This is a genomic window from Streptomyces sp. NPDC104307 (genome assembly GCF_055584045.1).
Window position 1 is genome coordinate 209,259 of record NZ_JBVJMU010000007.1, and the last position, 26,571, is coordinate 235,829.

Sequence of the window (26,571 nt, forward strand, 5' to 3'; positions counted from 1 at the left end):
AACCAGGGAGGCATTCATGGCAACGGGCAAGTTCGTGGCGAACCCCGGCGGTCTGCGACGGAGCGACGAGGGGATGGAGTCGCTGGCGGAGCGGACGAAGAGGCTCCGGGAGGTTTTCATCGGCGACTCGCAGACCTACCGCGGCTGGGGCGGATACACGGATGACTTCGCCCACGAGGTCATGCCGAAATACGAGGCGAACAACGCCTCTTGCCTGGAGCTGCTCACGTCCCTGGGCTCCGCGTTCCTAGGGCTCCGGGAAGCGGTCTGGGCCAACGGGCAGCACATCGAGGGCGTCCAGTCCTACGCGAAGGACCAGATCGGGCGGCAGATGTCCAGCCTGGACGGTCCCGGCGAGGACTCCAGCGGAGGCGGCAAGCACTAAGTGGACGAGATCGACTTTCCACCTGACGTCAAGACGATGCTCTGGATCCTGCTCGGGGAGATGCCCCTGCAGGCCAGGGAGAATCTGGCGTGGGAAAGCCGTCATCTCTACCTCGCCCTGCAGAAGGGGCTGATGGACCTGCGCTCCGCCGCGCGGGAGACCATCCAGCTGGTCGAGGAGTCGTTGCCGCCGGAGGTGGCCCAGCCGTACATCGAGAGCGTGCGCATGCTCACCGATGAGCCCGGCGGCAACGATCCCGTCCAGAAGCTGCTCTTCCAGCTGGACGAACTCGCCAACGGCCAGGTCACCTACTCGCAGTCGATCCAGGGATCGAAGTGGGAGATCATCTCCGAGATCATCATGCTGCTCGCCGAACTGGCTCTGCTGGCAGCACTGATGGCGTTCACCGGCGGAGCGTCGGTGTCGCAGATGTTCCTGGCCAGGGCCCGCAGCAAGCTCGCCATTCTGATGATCATCGACCGGCTGTTGCGGATGACCCACATCGCGCCGTCCCTGAGCGAGGCGATCGAGGAGGCCATCCAGACGCTGGCGGTCCGCCTCGCGCAGATGGGTCTGAACACCGGTGGCCGCAGGCCCGGCGGCATCGACTGGAAGGACGTCGGGGTCGCGGGGGCTTTCGGTGCGCTCACCGGGGCGTTCATGGGGGTCTTCGACATGTTCCTGAAGCCGTTCACGAACTACTTCAAGAACCTGCTCAACGACGTGTTCAACAAGTTCAACTTCAAGCCGGACGGTCTGCTGTTCAAGGGGCTGGTGAACGGCCCGCCGACCGTTGTCACCGTCTTCGTGGTCTCGGGCGCCGCCGAGAGCACGGCCGAGGTGATCATCAACGGCGCCTTCTACGACAACTGGAGCTTCAATTGGCAGACCTTCGTCGGTTCGGGCACCAGTGGCCTGTTCGACGTGGGCGCGGGGCTTGCCGTCGGCGGCGGGGCCGCGATCGTCTTCAACAAGTACTTCAACAACAACAACCAGTTCACCGATCTCAACAACCCGCCCGCACCTGACAGTCCACTCGGCGGCGGCGGTTCCGGACCCTCCGGGACCACGGGTCCCGGTGTGCGGTCTTCGCCCGGCCCGGCCGTCCCTGCTCCGTCAACGGTGAACAACAGTGCGTTCACCCCCGGCCCGGCGGCCCCGCTCCCCAACACGACCGTCTCGACCACCTTCCCGGGCGGGATCGGCAGCGGCATCAACACGGCGCCGCCGCCGTCGTACAAGCCTCCGACCGCGCTGAACCCGACGCCCACCGGGGGCTCCGGCACCTCCGGGTCCGCAGGGCCCGGCACGCGCTCGCCGGGCGGCACGGGGATCACGGGCGACACCGGCGGCTTCAACAGTCCGGGCGTCCTGGACGGCCTGACCGGTGTGACCGGCACGACCGGGTCACAGGTTCCGTATCTGCCGGCGCCCACCCCGTCCAGCTCCCCGTCGACAACCTCGCCCTCCACTTTCCCGTCCTCGTCCCAGCCCGACCTCGCGCCGCTGCCGTCCGGGTCGACCACCGGGCCCACGTCGGGGCGCACCTCCTCGACCCCGTACGGCACGGACACCGACCTCACGACGCCGGAGCAGTCGCCGGACCTGTCGCCGGAGCAGTCGCCCGATCTGTCGCCGGACCTCGTGCCCGGTACGACACCCGACGGGGTTTCGGACGTGCCGGGTTCGCAGGGTGACCTCCCCGAGGGACTCACGACGCCGAAGGGCGCGCCCGCCACGCCGGGGGGCGCACCGTCCTCGTCCAACGCGGATGTCGATGTCGACCTGGATGCCGATGTCGATGCCGACGTCGACTCGGACGCCGATTCGGGCACCGCCCCGCAGGCGACGCCCGTGGGTACGGGACCGGCCGGTTCGAGCGCGTCCGCGCCCGGTACGTCGCAGGGCACGTCCGGTACGGGGAACCAGCCGCAGCGGTCGTCCGGTCCGGCGGACCAAAACGGTCAGCAGCGCGGAACGGACCTGACAGAGCAGGACGGCAGCACCGAGCAGGACGGCAGCACCGAGCAGGACGGCGTCACCGAGGAGGACGGCCGGCCGGATCTCGCCGACGGTCCCGGGCAACCGGGCACACCGGTGCCGGCCGGTGCGGAACCGCTGTCCACCGATGCTGACGGGGATACGACGACCGCACCCGGGACGTCCGTGCCGGAGCCGCTGCCCGCCGGTCCGGACGGGTTCCGCACCTCCTCCGACGGTCCTTCGGCAGCCACCGGACCGGTCACGCCCCTGACGACCGCGCCGCCCCCGCCCGCGACGGCGGCTCAGAACGTACAGTCGGCCGCCGCCGCCGCCGCCGCCGCCGCCGCGCAGCCGCCGTCGCCTGGACGGACCGGTCCCGACGCCGCTCCCGGGCGGGCCGACCGCCCGGCCAGGGGTGTCCCGGACGCACCCGGTCCGATCGCGCCTCCCACCCCGGTCCGGACGACCTCGGGCACGGACGTCCCGTTCGTGGCCGGGCAGGACGAAGGGCGGCCGGACACGGCCTCGCCGCCGGCTCCCGAAGAGACCGGGACCGGGACCGGGACCGAAGCTGCTCAGGCCCAGGAGCCCGGCCCCAAGGGCAAGGGCGTGGACCGGGGTACGGACCTCGCCGCCGATCAGGACCCGGACGGCATCAGCGACATCTTCCCGCTCGCCCTCGCCGTCGACGAGGCGCGCCGGGACCACGACGACGCCCTCACCGCCTTCAACCGGGCCGCGCGGACCGTGGACCTGCTCGGCAAGCGGGTCGGCAGCGGCCGGGGCGGCAACGAGGACACCGGCAGGTTCCACGAGGCCCGGCAGGACGTCGAGCGGGCCCAGCGGCGGCTCGACGCGGCCGTGGACCGGCTGCGCGACCTCGGCGCGGACGCCGCCGCCGACGCCGCGCTCGCCGCGATCGTGCCCCGGGTCAGCCGTACGGAGGCCGAACGGCGGCGCACCGCCGCCCTGATCACCGCCGACGACCTGACCGGAACCCCGCCGAGGCTGCCGTCCGACGGCGCCGTCACCACCGCGGAGCTGACCGCCGCCGGGGTGACGCTGGGCGAGGGCCCCGCACTCCAGGCCGAGCTGAACGGATCCGTGCAGGTCCAGGACAGCGGTCTTGACCCCGTCGGTCACGTCCGGGTGCTGATGAACCGGCCCGGCCCCTGGAGCGAGGCGCTGGACGCCGTCGCGGCCCGCGCCGCACGCCGTACCTGGGGCTCGGCCTACGAGGACTTCGCGCGCGCGACGCACGGGGCGTCCGGAGTGCCGACCGGCACGGACCCGGCCGACGCCTGGCGGCGGGCGGTGTCGCTGGTGCTGCCGCTGGAGCTGCACCCCGTCCTCGCCGACTCCCGCCACACGGACGCCGAACTGCGTGCTGCCGTGCGGCAGGTGGCCGAACACCTCGCCGTACACGGCACGGACGCCGTCTCGGGCGCGGACCTGGCGAGTCGGACCCGGCGCGAGCTGGGGCTCGCGCCGCGGCTGCCCGGCGGTGCGCCCGGGTTCTCCCCGGCGGCGCCGGACCACTCGCGGGCCGCCGCCGAGCTGGAGCGGCTGGCGCTGCTGGAAGATCCCCGTGGTGACTTCGACGTGGACGGCCTGGCGCGGCGCGTGCTGCATGTCCCGGCGGCTGTCCAGGTGTCCGTGGACCACCACGGCGAGCTGTTCGCCCTGGTGGAGAACGCGATGGCCGCCGGATGGGCCTCCAGCGTCATGTCGTTGGGCGCGTATCACCTGGCCACCGGGGGCTTGTTGGACCACGGGCGGCACATCGTCCTGGCGAACGGCTCGTATCAGGGGCTGAACCTGACGGACCGGCCGGTGGGCGTCGTGGACACCTCGCAGGTGTGGCAGCGGCGCGACGGCCGGTTCCAGGGCCCCATCGACCCGTTGTGGGACACGGATTCGGGTGCGTACGTGGTCGCGGCGACGGGCGATCACGAACAGGTGCTGATCCCCTGGGGCCAGGGTCAGCTGCCGGTCCCGTACGGCGAGTTCGTGGAGCTGGTGGCCCGCGATCCGGGTCTTGCCGGGCTTCCGCCGGGCGTTCCGGTGGTGCTGGTGCTGAACCACGGCGGTGACCAGGGGCTGGTCATGCCGAGGTCGTTGGCGTTCAGGACCGGCCGGAACGGGATCTGGGCGCACAGCGGCCAGGTGGCACTGGTCCATGACGCGGAGACCGGGTTCAGCAGGATCGTCGTCGAGAACCAGCGGGCGCTGAACGTGCCGCTGGGCGGCTGGTTCGGCAGTGACGCGGACGACCTCGGCCCGGACGGCGTCGTGGACGAGGGTTTTGTGACCGCCCTGGACGGGACGGTGATCCCGGACCGCGCGGTCAAGTCGCGGACGATCGGCGACGAGGGCCGGTCGGTCGGCCGCGTCACGATGTCGGATGCGGACCTCGTGATCAACGAACCGGTGCTTGAGGCCCTCGACGAGGTCTCCGGGTTCTCGCAGTTCGATCCGGTGACGTCACGGGAGATCGGTACCGCCGTCCCGCTCCTGGAGGACGGGCGGCCGGTCTACCGCTTCTCGCAGCACGGCATGCCGATGCGGGGCGTCATGGAGGTGACGGACGGCCGTCCGCCCGTCCAGGTGGACGGCGTGGAGACGGGCCGCTTCATCAGCCGCCGCCCGAGCATGCGCAAGCTCGGCGCCGGCGCGGTCATCGATCTGGGGTCGTGCTGGGCCGACGCGTTGGCGGAGGACCTGCCGTACCTGACGGACGCGGCGACACCCCCGTACGTCTTCGACGTGCTGGGCCTGACCTCGTACGCCCAGGGCGTGGCGAACGGCTCCACCGCAGGCGTTCTGGCGGTGGACCGGGTGCACGCGTACCAGCGGACCGCCGCAGGCCCCAAGGCGGGTGCGATGGCCGGGCCCTCGGGTGAGCAGGGGGCGCAGGTGCTGCTTCCCCCGGAGCCGGAGGGGGACGGGCTGACGCGGCACGCGCGGTGGGCGGGGCTGCACTCCGGGACGGGACCCGTGTCGCCGGAGGACGCGGACGCGACGACGCGGCTGGTGCGGGCGCTGCGCCGGTCGTTCGGCGGACAGGTGGCGGCCGACCCGGAGTTCCGGACGCTGCTGCGGGGGGCGGGCGCGCTGGAGAACATGCGCCGGGCCGACCGGCACCTGCGGGTGGCGGGCCCGTTCACCCTGCACCATCTGCACCTGGTCGTGCACGCGCGCCACCAGCGCACCGGCAACGACGCACCCACGCCCGACGAGATCCGTGCCGTGCTCCACGACGCGGCCCGCAGGGCGGACGAGGCCTCGGCCGGGCAGCTGACGGTGCACGGGTACACGCAGTTGCCGTCGTTCGACTGGGCCCTGAGGCGGCTGGGCGGGCAGGACCTCTCCGCCCTCGCCGCCGACGTGCTGCGGCTGCCTCCCGGGCAGGCCGTGACACAGGCGGACGTGAGCCGGCTGGTGTGGGGCACGGTCAAGGGCGCGGAGGCGCTGCGCGGTGTGCCGGACCCGGTGGCGTACGCGAGGAAGGTCCTGCACCTGCCGGCGTCGGAGGAGCTGTCGGCGGACGAGGCCGGGGACCGGCTGCTGTGGCTGATGGCGGGGGCCGCCGTCACGGGGTTCGACACCTCGGACCCGGCGGACCTGGCCGCGTGGGACCTCGTGCGCCACGGCCTGCTGGACGACGGCACCCGGCTCATGACGCGCGGCGTGGCGATGGGCCGCAACTGGACCCGCAGGCCGGTCGACGGCGACATCTCCACCCAGGGCTATGTGGTGTCGCCGGACGGTTCGGTGCACAACGGCACGCCGTACGAACCGGGTTGGCCGGGCGCCCCGGCCGGTTCCCCGGCGGCCGCGTACGTGATCTACGCGGACAGCACGAACGGGCACGTGTCGATGCCGTTCCCCGACGGTTCGAGCCGGTGGGTGCCGGGCAGCGAGATCGCCGCGCTGCTGCGCCACGACCGGGTGCACCGGCAGCTCGCGCTGTCCGTCCCGCTGCTCATGGTCGGCGCCCACACCAACCCCGTCGGGCTGGCGCGGCACGTCGCCGGCCGGTCGGGCACGGCGCGCACGACGGTGCTCTCCGAGCTCCCGAGCGCCCCGGTCCATGACGCGGCGCGCAACGAGAACGTCATCGTCCTGGCGGGCGACCCGGCGCAGCCGGCGGCGCACTGGCAGACCGGGCAGCCCGCAGTCCTGCCCGGCACCTCCGCCGAACAGGGCACCATGCACACCTTCTCGGGCCGGGCCCCGGCGCCCGCTGTCGTCGCCGAGGGCTCGCGCACCGCCGGCACGGTCGTCCCCGCGCCGCCGGTGGCACCCCCGGCCGAGGCGAGCGTGAACCGTGAGCTGTCGCCGTACGTGCGCGCGCACGGCACCCGGCACGACGGGCACATCGGCCTCGTCATCCACGAGCCGACCCCGGACTCCGTGCTGGACGGACTGCACCGGCAGGTGATCCTGGCTCTCGGGGCCGATCCGGACAGCGCGGCGGGCCAGGAGCTGCGGACCACCCTGAGCGACGTGCTGAGCGCGGAGGAGGTCGAGCTGAACCGGCCCTATCTGCGCAGCCGGCAGGGTCACCGGATCACCGTCCGGCACAACGGCCGCGACCGGTCGGTGGACGTACGGCTCGCCTACGCCGGTGCCGTGCGGTCGGCGAAGTACGGGCACAACGGCGATCAGCTCCCGGCGACGCTGCCCGGCATGCAGGTCGAGTACCGGGCCTCCGGCGGACAGATGTCCTCGGACGCGGAGGGCTCGGGCACCTTCCGTACCGGCTCGGTCCCCTGGACCGCGGTCCTGCCGACCGACGGAAGCGGCCCGCTGCGCTGGCTGGACGGCACCTTCAACCTGACCGCGACGCACAACCAGCTGGCCGAGTCCCTCACCGTCGGCGAGACGTTCCTCGTCCTGAACAAGCAGCAGGCCGAGGACCCGGCCCACCCCATCGACGTCGACGGGCGGTGGCAGATCCAGGTGGACACGGACCGCGGCGACGCGGTCGGCAACTGGCAGCCCGAGCAGTCGCACGGCGCCCTCACCCTCTGGTTCCACGAGCACCTCGCGTTCGACGGCTCCGACACCGGCGACCTGCCGGAGCCGGGGGACTTGGACGACCTGCCGCTGTGGGGTGTCGACAGCGTCGCCGAACCGCGCCGGCTGCTGACCGAGCTCCTGGCGGACGACAACTTCGCGGACCTGCGCGAACTGCCCGCGGACTCCGAGCGGGCGCTGGAGAACTTCCTGCACGAGCAGATGCTGCGCGGCACCCCGCAGCTCCAGATCGACGGCGGAGTGTCCTCCTCGACGTTGCTGGACAAGGACGGCAACGCGATCGGCATGCTCCAGCTCACCGCGCGGATCGAACCGGGTGAGCCGCTGCGCAAGAGCCCCGAGGGCAAGGCCCTGCTGGAGACGTGGCTCACGCACACCTCCACCCTGGACCGGTCGGCGAAGTTCACCGCGGGCGTGGGGGCCGAGATCTCGGGCGGGCCGACGTTCACCACCGACCGCACCGCGGGACACCCTCGGGCCACGGAGTCGTTCGGGGGGAACTTCCTGGGCAGGGCCGGGGTCAACTGGCAGGTGAACGAGGCGCTCAACACCGTCGAGAGCACGACGATGACACACGGGCTGCGCTCCAAGAGCAGCCATGTGCTCACCTCGGGCCGCGTCACCTACGAGGTGACGCTGCACCGGGCCGGCGGCGGGCGGGTCACCGGCAGGTTCGGGCCGTGGGACGACGGACTGCGGCTGCGGATCGCCCAGCGGACGACGATGCGCGGAACCGTGCCGTCGGCCGAGGAGCTGCGGGAGCCTCCCGAGCACCTGAAGAACCTGGAGAGCGTCGGATACGCCGAGACCCCCCTCAAGGTCGAGGGGGCGGAGCAGATGTTCGCGCGGGCGGAGGCCTGGCTGCGGCAGGAAGGGTTCCTGCCACCCACCGAAGCCCGCAGCAGGACGAACCCGTTCCGGCTGGACGAGCCGCTGGTCCTGGCGCAGCTGGAGAACGTGCGGCGGCTGGCGCAGATGCGTTCGCGGTTCGGCCTGGCCACGGCGCTTTCGGACGCGGTGGACGGCGGGCAGCCGGTGTGGTTCGAGCGGCCGAACACGCTGACGGGCACCCGGCGGGTGCAGCTGCGGTTCTCCGTCACCGGGGACACCGCCCGCCCCTCGGTCCACGAGCGCAGGCTGCCCGAGGTCCACCACGTCGGACTCACTTCGCACGAGGGGAGCGGCGGGCGGCAGCGCGGCACCGCGCTGAGCGGTTCGCTGGGCGGCGGCGGAGCGCTCGGCATACCCGTGGCGGACGGTGCCTGGGCGCTGAACCCGGGCCCGGAGTACCTGGGCACCAAGCAGCTCACGGACGCTTCCAACACCGGTGACTCGGTCGCGTACGACCAGTTCATCCTCACCAGCGCGAACGGCAGCGAACTCTTCCGCATACCGGCCAGGTTCGCCCTCGACCTGTACGAGGGCCCGAGCGAAGACCCGCTCGTCCGCTTCGCCGACGACCCGGGCGCGGACGCGGAGGACGGTGCCGAGGACGCGGAGGGGATCGTGCTGCGGGTCCCGGGCGCCATCCCGCACACCGTGCTGGGCACCGTCACCGTGCTGGTCCCGAACTACCGCACCCGCGTCCCGGACCCGGCCCCCGTGCCCGCCGCGCCCAGGGCGGGACACGTGATCCGGCAACCGGTCACCGACGGCGGGGCGACGGACGACTACCGCCGCCTGGACCGCGTCGATGACCGGGGCCACCCGCTGCCGGGGCTGACCAAGCTGCCGGTCGGGGCGCTCGTGGACACCTTCCGGGGCACCGCCGCGCTGACGGAGGCCCTGGGGCAGATCATCGCGGGGACCTACCCGGGGCACCCGGAGGAGGGGGCGGTGGGGCGTGCGGTACGGCGTGCCTCCGCGCAGCTGAACGACCTCGCCACGGAGACCGCCAGGCGGGGCTCTGCGGTCAAGGAGGCGCTGCCCGCGAGCCTGACCGGTGCCGTCAACAGGGTCGGCGCGGCCGCCGGCTGGGCCGCGACGCCGGTGACCTGGGCGGCCAGGACCTCCGCCGACGGGGCGGCGGCGACCTATAAGTGGACGTCCGTCGCCGTGGCGGGAGCCTCGCTGAACGACCAGGGGACCCTGGCGACCGAGGCCCGGCAGGGCGCGATCCGGCCGTCCCAGCTCATCTCCCGCGCCGTGCAGATCCTGGACGGCGTGCACGTGGTGGAGGGCCTGACCCTGCCGGGCATGGCGGCGGACCGGACCATGACGCTGGAGATCAGGGGCTATCTGACCAACCCCCGGCCGCTCGGCTCCGGTTCGCTCTACTCCGAGCAGGACGTCAACTCCGGTGACACCGCCGGCCGGCAGCGCGCCGTCGGTCGCGTCCACCAGGGAACCTTCCAGGTCACCGCGGTGCAGGCGCCGCCTCCGCCGCCGGCGCGGCTGGTCCATCAGGCCAACCCGATCGGCCGCTACGGCCACTCCCGCCGGACCGACGACACCAGCACGGTGGGTTCCACCACGAAGGTCACGCACGCCCTGGAGGAGACGGGCGACAAGCTGTGGATCGTCAACGACGTGACGCTGCTGGTGACGGTCAAGTGGGGGGTGCGCAACGTGGCCGGGAACGCCGTGGGCCTGGGCAGCTTCGCTCCGGTGACGGTCGCGATCGACCTGGCCCGCGGCGTGACGTACGTGGCTCCCACGCAGAGCGTGGCCCGCGCGGCGCAGTGGTTCCAGGGCATGACGGGCATCCCGGCCCTGACACCGCCCCTGCCCGGCGTCCCCCTCCCCGCCCGCTTCGTACGGAGCCGCCAGCTGGGCAAGGCGGGCGTGCTCTCCGTGACCCAGCTCGACGACACGACGAACCGCAGGGAGCGGCGCGACCGGCTGGGCCGGGAGCTGACCGCGCTGGTGGAGAACGAGGCGCCGGGCTCCCTCCAGCCGGGACACGCCTCCTACCTGTCCGGTGTGGAGAGCGAGATCGCCCGCCGCACCGGGCCTGCGGGACTGCGCGCCCTGCCCGGACGCGGACCCGGCGGCCACACGCGCCTGCACTTCATCCACAGCGCGTTCGGCGGGGTGCGGCTGGTCGAGTTGACCCTGCGCGCCGAGCCGATCCTGCAGACGCCCGCCCTGCGCGCCGTACGCGGCCGGCCGGCCGGTGAGGGCGGCGGCTTGGAGCAGGTCGACACCCACATCCCGCAGTCGAGGGCCACCGCCTCCGGCGTCACCAAGACCCGTCAGCTCACGGTCAACGTCATCTCCCGCTACCCGAGGCCCGGCACCACCGGGCGCACCGACCGCGAGGGCCCGGCCCTCGGACTGACCACCGCCAGGACCCGCACCGCCCGGACCGACACGGCGACGGAGGACCGGTACTGGACGCGTACGGCACTCGGCGCCGACTTCGAGCTCGACTACCGCGTCACCGCGACGGTCCGCTCCCAGCTCGTGTGGGAGTGGCCGCCCAACATCCCCGGCGGCGTCTTCCAGGGCGGGCTGCTGAACCTGTCCGGCCTCGAAGGCGATGTGGCCCAGCGGGTGCGCACCTGGATCCACCGCCTGCTGAACGGCCGGCCGGAGAGCACGATCACGGTCCCGGTCGCGACCGAGGTGCGCTTCGTCGGCTCCGAGGCCACGGAGCCGCGTGAGCACGCCGGGCCCCGGCCCCCGGCCCTGCTCAGCCGTCACCCGCTGGGGCTTTCTGCGGCCGACGCCGCCGCGCTGGGCACCCTGCCGTTCGCGGGCGACGTGCGCCTGCTGCCGACCGGTCCGACGCCGGTGCACGAGGCCAACGCCGTACCGCAGCTGATGCAGGCGCTGCGCCAGGTCGCCCCGCGCCTGGCCGCGGCCTGGGGCCTGCCCGCGAACCCCTCGGCGGAGGCCGTCGCCGTCCGCCTGGGCGAGCTGATCCAGTCCGGGGAGGTCAGCCTCGACCCGGCGCGCACGGCGGCAGGCCTGACCACCACGATGCCCGGCAGCTGGCCGCTCCAGGGGCCCGGCACCGCGCCGTCCCTGGAGATCGCCCTGTACAACCCGCGCTCGGCGTCGGACTCGGGCGACGGCGCCGTCGACCGGGTCCGCAGGCAGGTCCGCACCTCCGCGACGACCTCGTCGGCCGGCAGCTCCTTCGCCCTGAACCTGAACCACCAGAGCAACTTCGGCCTGCCGAGCGGCAACTCCCAGCTGGTCGGCCTGACCTTCCCGCTGCTGGCGCAGCAGCCCCACACCCACACCTCCGGCGGCAACGCCTCCGCCTCCCGGTTCACCAGCGTGCGGACCGGCACCGCCGCCGCGCCCGCCGACGGGCGCGGCACGCAGGCCCACGAGACGCTGGTCGACACCGTGATCACGGTGACCGGTCCCGAGGGCACCCGGTACGTCACCGGGAGCCTCACCGTGCGGCTGTGGGAACGCGATGTGCTGGGCTTCGGTGTCACCCGGCCGAGGCCGGGCCCCCGGATCTACGACGTGCCCGCGATGCTGGCCGGCCAGGACGCGGACGACCTGCGGGACTGGGCACGGCATCCGGTCACCGAACTGCCCGGGGTGCTGGCGGACGGCATCGACGAGCAGGACGCGACGGCGGAGCTGTGGCTCGCGCTCGGCCCCGATCCGGACGGTACCCGGCTGGCCCGCGCCCTGTTCGTCGGCTCCCGCACGGCCGCGCTGGCCGGCAGGCCGGTCGAACTGGTCGTCCGTACCGACCAGGGGCTGCGGCACTGGCCGTTCGCCGCCGACGGCTCCCTCGCCGACGCGACCGAGGCCACCCGGGGCGCCTGGGAGGGGATACGGGACGACGTCGGCAACTACCTGCGCGCGGTGCGGGCCGAGGCGACAGCACGGTACCGGGAGGACGTGACGGCACGGCGGCGGCCCGGCGCGCTGCGGGCCCTGGAGTCCGCCGGCCGTGCCGTGGACACCGCCACCACCGCGCACCGGGCCGCCGAACTGGCCCGCGCCGAGGCCGTCCGGACCGCTGACGCCGCCCGGTCGGGGCTCGATGGGGTCCGGGCCCGGATCGCCGAGGCGGAGGCGGAGATCGCGCGGCAGGAGCAGGCCGGGCGGAACGCGCGGACACTGCACGACGCCGCCGACGAGGAGGAGCAGGGGCTGCGGGAGCCGTGGCGGCAGGCGCTGGCCGAGGTGGAGCGACTCGAACAGCTCGACGAGACCTCCCCGGTGACCGGCCAGGCCGCCGCGGACCGGGAGAGCGCCCTGGAGGCGGCCGAGGAGCACGCCGACGCCATCCGGGAGCAGGGGATCGCCGCCCGGGATCAGCGCCTGCGGTACGAGCGCGAGTTCACCGCCGCCCGCGAGGCGGCCGCCGAGGCCAAGGCGGCCCTCGACGGGGCCCGCGAGGAGGAGGGCCCCCTCGTCGCGGAGCTCGCCAGGGCCAACGGGGACGTGACCCGGACGGGGCGTGCGCTGCTGCGGGCGGACGCCGCCCTGAGGCGCTTGACCGGGGCCCGCGAATCGATCCGGACCCAGGTCGGAGGCATTGAGCGGGACCTGACCGAGGCCCGGCAGGAGCTGAGCGAGCAGGCACGCCGTCACACCCAGGCGTGGCAGCGGCTGCCCGGCCTCGTGAGCACCCTGGAGACCGGCCGCCGCGCGGAGGGCAGCGGCGCGGAGCCGTCGTTGCTCAGCTCCATGTCCTCGGCGCCCGCCCGGCCGACCCGCTCCGGCCGGTTCGGCGGGCAGCCCCTGCCCGCGCCGCCGCCGCAGGAACGGACGGCGGCCGCTACCGCTACCACCACCGACACCACGGCCACCACCACCGACGCCACCGCCACCGCGCCCGCCGTGGCGCCGCCGCCCGCGTCCGGGACGACGGTGACGGCGCGGCCCTCGCTGCCGGCGGCGGAACTGGCCGCCCTGGCCGGCCTGCTGCCCACGATGGCCGGACCGGAGCGGACGGCCCGGCTGCTGCCGCTGTCACAGCGGGACCGCGAGGCCCTGGCCGCCGACCGGGAGCTGGTGGCGGCCCTGCGCCGGGGCCTGCCCGCCGACGAGTTCGCGCGCACGGCCGCGCTGCTGATGGTGGATGTCCCGGCCGGTGTGGACCTGAACGTCTCGGCGGGGATCGAGGCGCGGGCACAGGTGGCGCGGATGCTGCGCTCGCCCGCTACGGCGGAGCGGATGCTGAACGAGGGCGCGCGGATGATCGTGGTCCCGAAGGACGCGGCCATGACCTCGCTGGAGGCGTTCCGCACCCTCCAGGGGGAGTCGACCGAGGACGCGCGCCCCTTCGACACCGAGCGCGGCGTCCAGCTCGACGGACATGTCGCGGCCGCGGAGGAGAACCTGCTGGGGGGCACCACGAGCGTGCCGGGCGCCGGCCTCCACCACGACGGCTACTCCACGACGACCCACGAGTTCGCGCACGCCGTCCACCGCTACGGGCTGACCGGCAGCCAGCGGCGCCTCATCACCGAGGCGTTCGTCGAGAAGACGCGGAAGGGCAGCTTCACGGACTGGCCCGACGGTTCGCTGTACGACGACTCCGGCACGCACCGCAACTACTCCTCCCGTGACGAGTTCGAGTACTTCGCCCAGCTCACCAACGTCTACCTCTCGACGAACGCCGGGACGGACCCGTACACCGGCCTGCCCCGCAACAACGGGACCAAGTGGGTCCGCAAGCACGAGCCGAAGCTGCTGCCGCTGCTGCGGGAGCTGTACGGCCCCGACCCGAAGGGCTTCCACCCCTGGCAGTCCAACCCCCGCCAGGAGGAGGACGTCTGGGCGGGCTTCCGGGCGATGTGGGACACGGCGGAGGACGCGCTCGTGCCGCAGCCCCACGCCCCCGTCCCGGCGCCCGGCCACCCGGTCGGGCCCGCCGCCGCGACGGCGAGTGCCGAGGCGCGGGAGCGTGCCCGCGCGGCCCTGACGGCTCCCCTCGCGCCCCTGCCGGTGCTCAGCCGTGCGGAGCTGACGCGGAAGGTGCGCGAGGTGGCGGGCCGGGAGCCGGCGGGACGCATGTCCCTCGAACGGTGCCTGACGCTGCTGGGGGACCTGCGGGACAGCCTGTATCCGCGGGGTGTGCGCCCGGCGGTCACGCTGGACAGCTCGGCGATCCGCTCCGGTGCGGCGTCCTCGCTGGTGGCCGGGCCCGGCTGGCGCGGGGTGCGGACGTGGGGCGCGGTGGCGGACGCCGTCCGCGCGGCCGGGCCGGGCGCCGTGGGCCTCGTCCTGGCGCGCGGTCAGGGCGACGCGCCGGGCCACGCGTGGGCGGCGTACCACCTCGGCGGTGCGGACGGTGTGGTGTGGGTGGACGTGTCGGCCCGTGCCGACCGCCAGGTGTCGGCGTTCCCGCCCAGGGTCGTGCCGTCCGAAGCGCAGGCGCTGGTGATCGACCCCGCCGGGAAGGCCGTGGAGCACGCGCTGCCGGTGTTCGCGCAGTCGTCGTCGACCGCGGCCGCGCTGCTCGACCCGGCACCCGGGCGCGTCTACGGCGCCATCGGCCTGGAGGTCGAGAGGCGTCAGGTGTTCCTCATCGCCGGGGGCGGCGACCTTCCCGCCAAGCTGGTGCTGGCCACTGCCCCCGGTTTCAAGATCGTTACCGATCACGGCGGGGTCTGGCGGTCCGCCGACGGGCGGCTGCACCTCACCTACCCCGCGCCGCCACCGGGAGCGCCGAAGCCCACCCAGAGCTCCTATCTCATCGGCGAGATCGTCATCGAGCCGATGGCGGTGCTGCCGGGCGAGCGCAGGCAGTCCCAGGAGAGTGCGCTGGCGAAGCTGGGGAGGATGGAGCGGGCGCTGGACGCCAGGGACGAGCCCGGCGCGGCCGAGCAGATCCCCCTGGCCGAGCTCTTCCCGGCCGGCGACGGCTGGACCACCACGGAGCTGGGCGACCGCATCCTGGTCGGGCGGACGCCGGTCAGGTCGAACCTCTCCTACGTCCAGCCCACCACGGGACTGCCCGCCCTGGGTCTGAGCGTGCTCCAGGACCAGGTGGCGGACCGGCTGCCGCCGGGACCCTTCGGCTCTGTGGACGGGGCGAGCCGGGAATTCGGGATGAGGACCCTGTCGGAGGTCCTGCGCGCCTTCACCGGCCGCCAGGACGTGCCCGATGTGGCCGTTCCCTTCCTCGCGGTCATACCGGACGTCGACGACATGTGGGGCTATCTGCGGTTCGGCTTCGCCCACACCGTGGCCAGGCCGACCGGTGTCATCCTCAACCGGGGCCCGGTCCCGTTCATGGTCAAGAACGCCTTGGCGGTGGCGTCCCGGCCCTCGCTGGACCGTGTCCTGCGGGCTCTGCGGCCCCGCAGCCGGCACTTCCTCGACGAGCACCACGACGGCACCAGCGGAAGTCTCGCCGCCACCCTCGGCAGGCTCATGGAGGTGTACCAGAAGGCCATCGCGCCGGGGGAGCCGGTCTTCCCGGGGTACTTCGACGCGACCATCGGCGACGTGCCCTCCCCTCGCGAGCACCTGACCTCCGTACTGACGGGACGCACCTCCGAGGGGCGGACCGTCACGCAGAAGCAGATGGTCGACATGGACGACGACCAGTACCCGACCCTGGACACCGACGACGGCAGGCTGGCGATCCCGCTGGTCCTCACGGAACTGCGGCACTTCGCCTACAACGGTCAGTTGATGACGCCCGAGGACATCCGGCGTGCCGTCGCCGAGCTGTCGCGGCTCAGCCGGGAGGCCTATCTGCGGGCGCAGAAGTACGCGGCCCCGCTGCCCGAGGACGTCCTGCGCGAGTCCATCGGGCGGATCGTGGAGAACCCGGTGGTGCGGGGTCTGGCGGCGTTCGTGCAGATGGCCCTGGTGGCGGGTCTGCCGCGGCCCGGCGGCGGCGGAGCCAGGAGGCTGATGTCCATCGAGGCCAGCCAGCGGACCGCCCGCGCGCTGGGTGCCTACGCCCTGGGCACCCCGCTGCCCGCCGACGACCCCGTGCACCGGGCGCTCCGGGCGGCCGTCGACGAGGCGTCCGACGCCATCGACGGCCTCCCCCCGCAGCATCAGCCGAGGCTCCGGGGCATGGTCGACGCGGCCCGGGGCGCCCTCGCCATCCTGGCCGATCCCGGACAGACGCCGCCGGTCCTGGAGTGGAGGGCGGAGATCGTCGCGCTCGACGGGACCCGGGTCCTGCTGGAACGGGTGCTGACGGTCACCCACCGGGGCGCGGACGGGCGGTCTGTGGGGCTGTCCTCGCGTCCGGTGCAGGACTGGCAGGACGCCCACCGGCACGCCTACGGGGCGATGCCGGACGCGGGCGGGTTCACGCTGGTGCGGCGGGGGCCGGTGCCGTTGGAGAGCCCGATGCAGCCGTTGCCGTTCGGCAGGGCGCGGCTGGTGGGCCTTCGCGGCGATGCCCGGGGCGCCGTGCTGGCGCTGTCGGACGGCAGCGACGCGGTCTTCGACTACGCGCGGATCGTGGACCTCCTGTTCGCCGTGGACGGCGATCTGACGGCGGCGCCGCCCGAGACGGCCGTGGTGGTGGCGGGGGCCGATCTGGCGGGTCCGCCGGTGGCCGATCCGCTGGAGGTCCCGCTCCCGGGCCAGGCGCTCTCCACCGGCTTCGACCGCTGGGTGTGGGGGACGGGGAGCGGCCGGGAGCCGGTCCTCGTCCCGGGTGAGGAAGGTGCGCCGGCGCGGTGGCAGCTGGCGGAGGGGGACTGGTGGGTCGGCTTCCGGCGTGAGCCGTCCACCGCCGAGCTGGCCCGGCTCGCGGAGCGGGTGACCGGCGACCGAGGGCGGGCTCCGGCGGTACGGCGCTGGGTGCGGGCGATCCGGCTCGTCTACGGTCCGCTGCTGGAGGACGACCGGGCGGCGTTCGAGACGCTGTTGGGCGGGTTCTGGGCTCTGGACCGGGTGCGGGCGGCCAATGGCTCGGAGTCCCTGCTGACCTGGAGCGATCTGCGGACTGCTGCCGGGGCGTACTTCGCCGATCGCGGGCAGCCGATGCCTCCGTTGCCGGTGGCTCTGCAGTTCCTGCTGGTCGGGGCGGCGGGTTCGGTGGGCGCCGATCTGGAGCTGTCCGGACTCCAGCTGACTCCCCGGTACCAGAGCGTGCGGGCCTGGGACGGGGCCGCCCAGAACGCCGTCAGCGGCGGGGCGGCGCCGGACGCGGGGATGACCCTCTTCGGGCCGTCGCCGGAGCAACCCACGACGCAGACCGCTCCGGTGACGCCCGCCGTGCCCGCCGCCGTGACCGGAGGTTTCACCGGGCCGGACGACGACATCCTCTCGGCGCGGACGATGATCGCCGGTCCTGCCGCGTCCGCCGGGTCCACAGCGACCTCCGGGCCTTCGCGGGGCCGCAACTGGAAGACGGCCTCCGTGAGCCGGGTGCTGCCGGAGGTACGGGTCATCGAGACCCGGGCCGGCGTCGTCCCCACGCAGGTGTCGAGTAAGGCGGCGCCGTGGCCGCAGGACGCGTACGTGGTGTCGGCGGCCGGCGAGAACGGGCAGGTGCGCCTGCCGGACGGCCGGGTGCTGGACGCCGAGGGGCTGGCCGACGCCCTTGCGGCCGATCCCGAGCTGTCGAAGCTGCCGAAGGACGTGCCGGTGGTGCTGGCCGTTCCGTTCGCGGGGGCGCAGTACCAGCGGACGCTGCGGACGGTCGCCGACCGGCTGGGGCGCAGGGTCTGGGGTCCCAGCGGTGACGGGCGCCTGATCGCCGACGGTTCCGGGGACGCGCACGTCGTGGTGATGGTCGACCGCGATCCGGACGCGCCGATCGGCCTGTGGATCTCGGTCGACCCGTCAGAGAACACGTCGTACGAGGACCGGCAGTGGACCGCGCTGGACGGGACGGTGTTCCGCGACAGCGACGTGGACACCCGGCCGCTGGCGGACGAGAACCATGAGCGGTACGGCCGGCTGGCGGTCGCGAAGGGCGACGCGCTGCGGGCCCGGGAGGAGCGGTTCCGGATCTTCCGCAAGATGCGCCGACTGGTGCACCGGACACACGCCGACACCGGTTACCAGGACACCGGTACGGAGCCGGTGTCGATGGCTTCGGCGGTGTATCTCTTCGCCGCGCACGGCTATCCGGGCCGGATGCGGCTGCCGCTCCTCGACGGCCGGACGGTGCTGCTGGACAAGCGGGACGCCGCCGCGTACATCACGGGCCTGCGCGAGGTGCGGGAGCTGCCGCCGGGGCACCGGATGCATCTGGAGATCTGCTGGAGCGCGACGGACGGTGACCCGAGGCAGCAGCAGCGCTCGTACGCGCCCGCGCCGCATATCGACGATCCGCTGGACGACCTCTCGCTCATCGGGCACGTCGCGAATCTGAGCCGGATGGAGACGGAGGGCAGCACCAGGCAGACCGGCATGGACAACACCATGCGGGTCGCTCTGGAGGGCGCCGACGGTGAACGCGGCCGCCGGGTCGTCGCCCGTCCCGAGCCACTGGACCCGGAGCTGGACCAGCTGGCGCGGGAGGCGGGACTGCACCCCGGCACGGGTGAGGTGTCACCGGAGGTCCGGGCCACGACGCTGCGGCTGGTACGGGCGTTGCGGCTGGTGTTCGGCAACGAGATCGAGGATCACCGCGGCGTGGGCGGCCGGTACGAGCGGGTGCTGAAGGGGATCGGCGCGCTGGAGCGGATGCGGGCGAACGATCCGGCGATCAGCGCGCTCACGCCGTTCCGCATGGACATGTGGGCCTTCTTCGTCCAGGAGCACAGCGGGAAGGCTCCGGCTCCGGCCGGGTACGTGGCGTTGCTCGACTTCGCCGCGGCCCGGATCGCGGCCGATCCGGACGCGAAACTGACGGAGGAGATACCCGCGCCGGTGGTCGAGCTCACCCTCAAGCACATGAGTGAGAACGGCATGGACAAGATGCGGTACGTGCAGTCGCTGCCGCCCGGAGCGCCGTCCACTGCGAGGCATGCGGCCTCCACGCTCTGGGCCATGACCCGTGCGGCCCAGATCTTCCGCTCGATGCCGCCCGCCGACCGGGAGACGATGGGCCGCAAGGTGCTCCATCTGGATGTGAACGCCGTGTGGGACCGGGCCGGTCAGGAGACCCTGTGGAAGCTGACGGCCAAGGCGATCGCGGAGGGCGCGGACGCCTCCGATCACGATCTGCTGGCCGCGCGTCATCTGCGGGAGATCGGCGCCTTCGCCCCGGCGGCTCTGCTGCGGCAGGGGCCGAACGTCCAGGGGGTGAACTGGTCGGGTACGCCGGCGCCCGCCGGGATCGACTGGGCCAGGGTGCGGCGGATCGCGCACGGGCCCAACGGGACGGTCACGCAGCCGGTTCAGCCGGTCTGGACGGGGCCGGGCCTGCCCATGCCGCTGCTGAGCGTGGTCGAGGTCGACTGGGCCGGTTCCCTCGTGCTGCATCTGCCGGGACGGGCTCCCGTCGAGGTCTCGGAGGGCGAGTTCCTGGCGCTGATGGCGATGGACCCGGCGTTGGGTACGCTCCCGCTGAACACCCCGGTGCTGTTCCTGACCACCGGCCCCGGAGAGCTGCCCGCCGGGCTGCTGCAGCGGTTCTCCCAGCGCACCGGACGTCCGGCCTACGGCTACGACGCGCCGATGATGCTGAACGCGCCCGATGCCGCCACCCCTCTCGTGATCCTCGCCCTCCTCGACCCGGCGACCAAGAACCCGGGCCAGTGGTCCGGGACCGTCCGGCAGTTCGCCGCCCCCGGCACCACCACCGACGCCGCACTCACCCTCTTCGGCACCGCGGCAGCCACCTCCGCCCCGCGGGCGGCGGAGCCGCTCCCGGGCCCCGAGGGCGCTGCCCCGGACCCGTCCTGGCCGGCGCCGCAGGCCCGGCGGGAGTCCGGCGTCGGTACGTTCCACTTCGCTCCCGGAACCGTCCCGGACGGCCCCGTCCGCACGGGCACCGGCCCCGGTGAGAGCGACGAGCGATCCGGCATCGGCTACCCGTCCCCCGCCCGGATCAACGCCACCCCGGTGTCCCCGGCGTCCCCGGCCACCCCCGAAAACGCCCCGGACAACGCCCCGGAGACGGACCCCGGGACCGCTTCCGGCACCGGACCCGGCTGGGCGGTGCGGTCCTGGCGGCCCGCCGGATCGCCGGGCGCGGTGCGGTTCGCGGGCCTGTACCGGGACCGCGAGTGGCGACAGCGCGGGGTGGCCCTGGAATTCGCGTTCGCCGGGCAGCTGGGCCGGACCGCCGGGCTCACCGAGTCCGTCCGTGACGCGGTGCGCCGTATGCACGGGGAACTCGCCGGGCGCCACGGCGAGGCCGCTGCCCTGCGGGCCTTCTCCGCCCCGGACGCGGTCGCCGGGAACCCGGCCGCGGAGCTGGAGCGGCTGCTCGCGCTGCCCCCGGGGCCGCTCGCCGTCGACGAACTGATGAGCGCGCTCGCGTACGCCTCGTACGCGGGCCCGGGGCTGCCGCGCGAGGTGGCCGAAGCGCTGTCCCGGCCGGCCGGCCGGCGCGCGCGGTTCGCGCCGGGCAGCGCGTACCGGGCGGTGTACGACAGCCGGGGCCTGCGCCGGGTGGGCGGTGACCGGGGGCCCGCGCTGCGGCTGTTGCGGACCTACGCCGCGCTCGGCGCCTCCCCCGCACAGCTGCTCGCGTTCCGCGACGCGGTCATCGCCTGGGCGGTCCCGGCCGATCTGCAGTCGCTGCCGGAGATCCTGAGCGCCTCCCACCGGCTCGGCCTGGGAACCGACGAGGAACGCGAACTCGCGCTGCGCGACGGCGCCGGCCTCCACAACTGGGCCGCGGACACCGCGGCGACGACCGGCGCGCCCCGTACCGACCCGGACGCCCCGCCCGCCGAGCCGCTCGTACCGCCGCATCGCGCCCTGTACGCCGAGCGGATGAAGTTCGGCCAGGACATCACGCGCAGCAGGCTCGCACTCCCCGACGGCCTCGTGGCCCTGACCGCCGCCGCGCTCGCCGGGGACCCGCTCCCCGACACCGACCGGGGCCGGGCGCTCGGGACCTGGCTGAACCGCTACGGCGACGAGGGCAGGAAGGCCCTGGAGCGGCTGCACCCGGCCCATCTGACGGCCGTACACCTCTACAGCGGCGCCGACTACCGGCAGATGAAGGCGTTCCTCAACGGCGAGCGGTTCGGCCCTGGCATGGGGCGCCGGCTGGTGCGCCTCAACACCTGGACGATGACCCGGAAGATGGCCGAGGTCGGCGCCGCCGACCTGCTGCCGATGACGCTCCGCAAGCAGCCCGGTTTCGCCGCCCTGTTCGACGCGATGTGGGACGTGGACGACCTCCAGGACCCGACCCCGGAGGTGGCCGGCCTGCGGCGACGCCTGGACGCGATGGCCGACGCGCTGTACGAGGACCTTCCGCTGCACGTCGACATGGCGATCGAGGCTCTGGAGCTGCTGCCCCCGCTGAACCGGGACGTCTGGTGGGGCGACCGGGGGATGCCGGGCCCGCTGGGCGAGCCGCCGGCGGACGGACCGGTGTACGGCACGGACGGGATCACGATGCCGTTCTTCCGCAGCACGGCGCTGGTCCGCGAGGAAGCACTCGGCTTCATGAACCGGAGCAAGGGCGTCCCCGGGGACGCGCACCGGGGGCTGGTGCACGTGGCGGGCTCGACGGCGCGGGAGGTGAGCCCGTTCGTGGTGCTGCCGCTGGAGACCGAGGCCCTGTACCCGCCGGGCGCCTCCTTCGGCGTCTCCGCCCGGACGGTCGTTCCGGGCGGCCCGCGGACCGAGCCCTACGAGTCCGTGGAGGCAACGGAGGTGACTCCGCGTCACCGGACGCCCGGCCCCGCCCGGCGGATCGCGGACGCCGGACCGGCGGACGAACTGTTCGGCATCGGCCCCTCGGCCGGCGCCGCCGAGTCCGGGGATCGGCCCGCGCCGGTGCTGCGGCCCATCCACGGGCAGGACGGCGAACTCATCGGCGTGGCGTCGTTCGACGACGCGGACTGGGCGGTTCGGCAGGAGCAGTATGCCCGGCTCGGCGGCGCGCGGGGCTTCGTGTCGTGGGAGCGTGACGGCGCGGACCGGCCGGTCGCGACGGAGCGGACGCTGCCGGGCGGCGGCACGGCCGAGGGCACGTTCTTCTTCGCGTCGCACGGTGGCCACGACGGGCTCGCCCTGGTCACCGAGGACGGGGACGTGCTGCGGGACGACGGTACGTACGCGGGCCGGCTGCTGCGGTCGGCGCGGAGGCGTGGCGCGCGCAGTGTGACGGTGCTCGCGTGCGGCCCAGGCGACGTACCGCGGAGCGAGGCCGAGGCCCGCGCGCGGGCCAAGCGGATGGCGGACGGGTCCGGGCTGCCGGTCCATCTGCCGGTGGGCCGCGCGGCGGTGTCCGAAGGGCTGCCGCACCTGCTGGAGGACGCCGATGGGCGGGCCACGCTATGGGTGACGGAGTATCCGGACGGCTGGTCGGGCCCCCGGACACCGGCCCCGGGAACCGGTCACCGCACGTCGTCCGGCCGTCCGGCCCGCGAACAGTTCAACGTCACGGGCAGCACGCCGGACACCGCCCCGGAGCAGCCCGCCGAAGCGCCCTGGGCGGTGTCGTCCTGGCAGCCGGCCGGGGCCCCGGAGACGGCCAGGTTCACCGGCCTGTACCGGGAGCGCGAGTGGCGGCAGGCCGCCGTCGACTGGGAGGACTCCCTCGCCGAGGCGCTGAGCGAGGCCCCCGAACTCGCAGAGGCGGTCGGGGACGTGGTGCGCGAGGTGTACGCGGCGCTCGCCGAGCGGCACGGGGAGGAGGCCGCGCAGCGCGCCTTCTTCGCGCCGGACCAGGCGCCGCAGGACCCGGCCGCCGAGCTGGAGCAACTGCTCGGCACGCCTGCGGGCCCGGAGGCGCTGGACGGTCTGATGCGGGTCCTGCTGCGCGCCGCGTACGCCGGCCGGGAGCTGCCCCGCCAGGTCGAGGAGGCCCTCGCAGGGGCCGGCGGCGGCTTCGGCCGGTTCATGTCGGAAAGCGCCTACCGCGCCGTGTTCGACAGCCGTGGCCTGCGCCGGGTGGGCGGCGAGCGCGGCCCCGCGCTGCGCCTGCTGCGGATGGCCGCCGCCCTCGACCTGCCGCCCACCGTGCTGCCGGCGTTCCGCGCCGCCCTGGCCGCCTGGATGATCCCGGGCGACCTGCAGTCGCTGCACGAGGTGCTGCGGGCCTCCCACCTGATCGGCATGGGCGCCGCGGACGAACGCGCCGCCGCCACCCGGGACGGCGCCTCGCTGCACACCTGGGCGGTGGGCCACTTCCTGGGGAGCGGGCTGCTGCCGGCCGGCCCCGACAGCGGCGCGCTCGACGCCCTGGCCCCGCCGCACCAGGTCATGTACCAGCAGCGGATGTCGTTCCCGTTCGAGGTCACCGGGACGATGGACGTGCCCGACGCGCTGGTCGCGATGGCCGACGCCGCGCTCGACGGCGCACTCCCGCCCCGGCCCACCGGCAGGCTCCTCGCCATGTCCGGGTGGCTGGACCGGCACGGCGAGCGCGGCGTCGAGGCGCTCCGCCGCCTCACCCCGGCGCATCTGACGGCCCTGTACCTCTACAGCTCGTACGACTACCGGCTGATGAAGGCGCTGCTCAACGGCGAGCGGCTCGGCCAGGGCGTCAGCCGTCATCTGGTGCGCTTCCACACCTGGCGCTACATCCTGGATTCGGCGCGCGAGGAGGAACTGGACATGCCGCCGCTCACCCTCGTCGCCCAGCCGGAGTTCACCGAGCTGTACGAAGCACTGAGCGAACTGCCCGATCTCGACGCGCCGAGCCCGGAGCTGGCCCGGCTGCGCCGCCGCGTCGACATGATGGCGGACCGGCTGCACGGTGAGCTGAAGCTGCACATCGACATGGCCATGGAGGCGCTGGACATCCTGCCGCCCGTCGGGCGGACCGCCTGGTGGGGCGAGCGCGGGGCGCCCGGACCCGTGGACGCGCCGGATGTGAACGGCCCCATGTACGGCGAGGAGACGATCGACGTGGCGTTCTTCCGCAGCGCCTCCCTGGTGGTCGGGGAGGCGGTCGAGTTCGCACTCGGCGACAAGTCCGTTCCGTCGGGTTCGCACCGCAAGCTGATCGAGATCAGGGACTCGACCGCGCGCGACGGCGTGCCGTTCTTCAAGCACCTGTCGGAGGGGGAGGCGCTGTATCCGCCGGGCATGCGGTTCGACGTGGTCAGCCGGCGGCTCGTCCACACCGAGAAGCGGCCCCCGATGCTGAGCGAGGTGGTGGAGGAGGCCACCCCGCTGCCGGACAGCCTCGCCGCAATGCCGCAGGACGGCCCGCTCCCCTTCACCCCCGCCGAGTTCGCGGACCCGGCAGGGGACCTGTTCGACCTCGCGACCGGGCAGCCGTCCGCGGAGGACGCTCCCGCGCCCGGCTACCGGCGTACCGGACCGGACTCCGCCGAGTTCGGCGGCACCGTGTTCGCGCTCCACGAGTCGCCCGGAGAGGGCGACCGGACCGTGGACACGCTGCTGTTCGCCCTCCGGTACGTGGCCACCGACGCGCTGCGCGCGGCGGGCGTCGGGACCGCCGGGGAGTTCCGCGACTGGCTGGACCACACCCTCACCGCCGACGACGTGACCGAGGTGGCGGTGCCGCCGCTCGACGGGGGCCGGAGCCTTCCGCTGGGTCTCCTCGACAGGATCGGCGTAGCGCTCCCGGCCGGTCAGCGTGCGGAGGCGATGCTGCTGGGCGACCGGTTCCCGGCCGCACGGATCTCCCCGGACCCCGTTCAGCGTCTCCGGGCGCTGCTCAGCGACCCCTCCTACGGCGGCGAGGGCGTGGACGTGCCGGTGGGGCCGCTCGTTACGGCGGCGGCTCGCGGGCTCGGCGTCGCGGTGGCCGTGGCGGGCCCGGACGGCACGACGACGGTCCACGGCGGACCCACCGCGAGCGCACCGGCCGCCCTCCTGGTCCGGGACGGGGACCGCCTGCTCGCCGGACTGCCGGACGGGCCGGACGCCACCGCCACCGCCGCCGGGAGCGAGGCACGGCTGCGCCGGCTGGCGGACGCCCTGACCGGCGCGCCGCTCCAGGTGCGGCATCTGCTGGCGGCGCGTCCGGCGCCGGAGTGGGTCCTGAGCCGCATCCGCTACGCGCGGGAGGCGGTCCGTTTCGAGCAGCGCCTCGGCCGGTATCTCGGCGGTCACGAAGCGGCGAACGCCCAGCTCGGCGCGGTGGTGCGCGAGCTGTGGGAGCGGGCCGATGCGGTGGGCCGCTGGCCGGAGCTGGGCTCGGACGACCCCACCGTGGACGGGGCGGTGGGCACCGGCCGGGAGCGGCTCCGGGCGGTGGTCGAGTCGGGCAACCTGCGGGAGCGGATGGCAATGCTGTGGATCGGTGCCCAGTCGCCGGACGGGCACGGCGGACTGATCTCGGACCTGCTGGGCAGCGCCGAGCCGAACCCCGAGGTGATCACCGCCGAATACCGGGCGTCGAGGCCGCAGTCGGAGGCGATGACCGCCTACACGGCGCTGAGCGGGCGGCCGTACCGGACCCCCGGCGAGCAGGCGCTGCTGGACGAGGCCGAGCGGACGCTGCGCACGCCGGTGCGCCCCGAGGACCTGTCGCCGCCGCTGAGCGAGGCCGAGCGGGCCCTGATGGGGCAGGCGGCCGTCCCGTGGATCCCGGGGACGAACCGGTTCCACATCGCGATGAGCACCCCCGTGCAGTCCGACGCCGAGGCCGACGGCAGCCTGGTCCTGGCCGGCACCTCTGGATCGGCCCACCGGCTGATGTCGCAGGCCGCGAAGATGCGCGAGGCATGGGGCCTGGACATCGATCTGGGCCTGGTGCGGCTCGGGGTGCTGGCCGAGATGCTGCAGGCGGAGCACCACTCCCTGGACGAGATCATGCGCGGCTCCCAGCTCGTCCTGGACCGGTTGCGGCGCAGCGGCAACCCGGAGCCGGCCGAGCTCGACTACACCGACAACTGGGGCCGTTACTGGCGCATCGCCCCGCTGACCGAGGCGGAGCTGCGCGAACACGTGGCCACGGACGGCCGGTTCCCCGACGAACACGCGCTGGAGACGACGGCCGGACCGGCCGGCACAACGGTGGACCTCCCGGACGATCCGGTCCTGACCGAGTGGCTGGTGCACCATCAGAGCGCCCTGGAAGATGTCCTCCACATTCTGGAGGCGCTGAGCCCGGACATCCTGTCCGGCCCCGACGACGGGGCCCTGACCGACGACCGGCTGGAGCAGCTGATCGATGCCTGGCTCCGCGCGCGGGGCCTGGACACCTCCGGCTCCCTGGCCGGAAAGCTCCGCCGCATACTGGACGACCGCGCATAACTTCC

At 74.1% G+C, this 26,571-nt stretch carries 2 protein-coding genes; both read left to right on the forward strand.

Annotation, left to right across the window (positions count from 1 at the left end):
- Positions 1 to 16 precede the first annotated feature (16 nt).
- Positions 17 to 385: a hypothetical protein gene (locus tag ACZ601_RS20490; protein ID WP_440574495.1), complete on the forward strand. Its 369-nt coding sequence runs from the start codon at positions 17 to 19 to the stop codon at positions 383 to 385.
- A complete protein-coding gene (locus ACZ601_RS20495) occupies positions 386 to 26,566 on the forward strand; it encodes a lonely Cys domain-containing protein (RefSeq protein WP_469539865.1) in 26,181 nt (8,726 codons plus the stop codon). It abuts the gene before it with no gap.
- Positions 26,567 to 26,571: the final 5 nt, after the last annotated feature.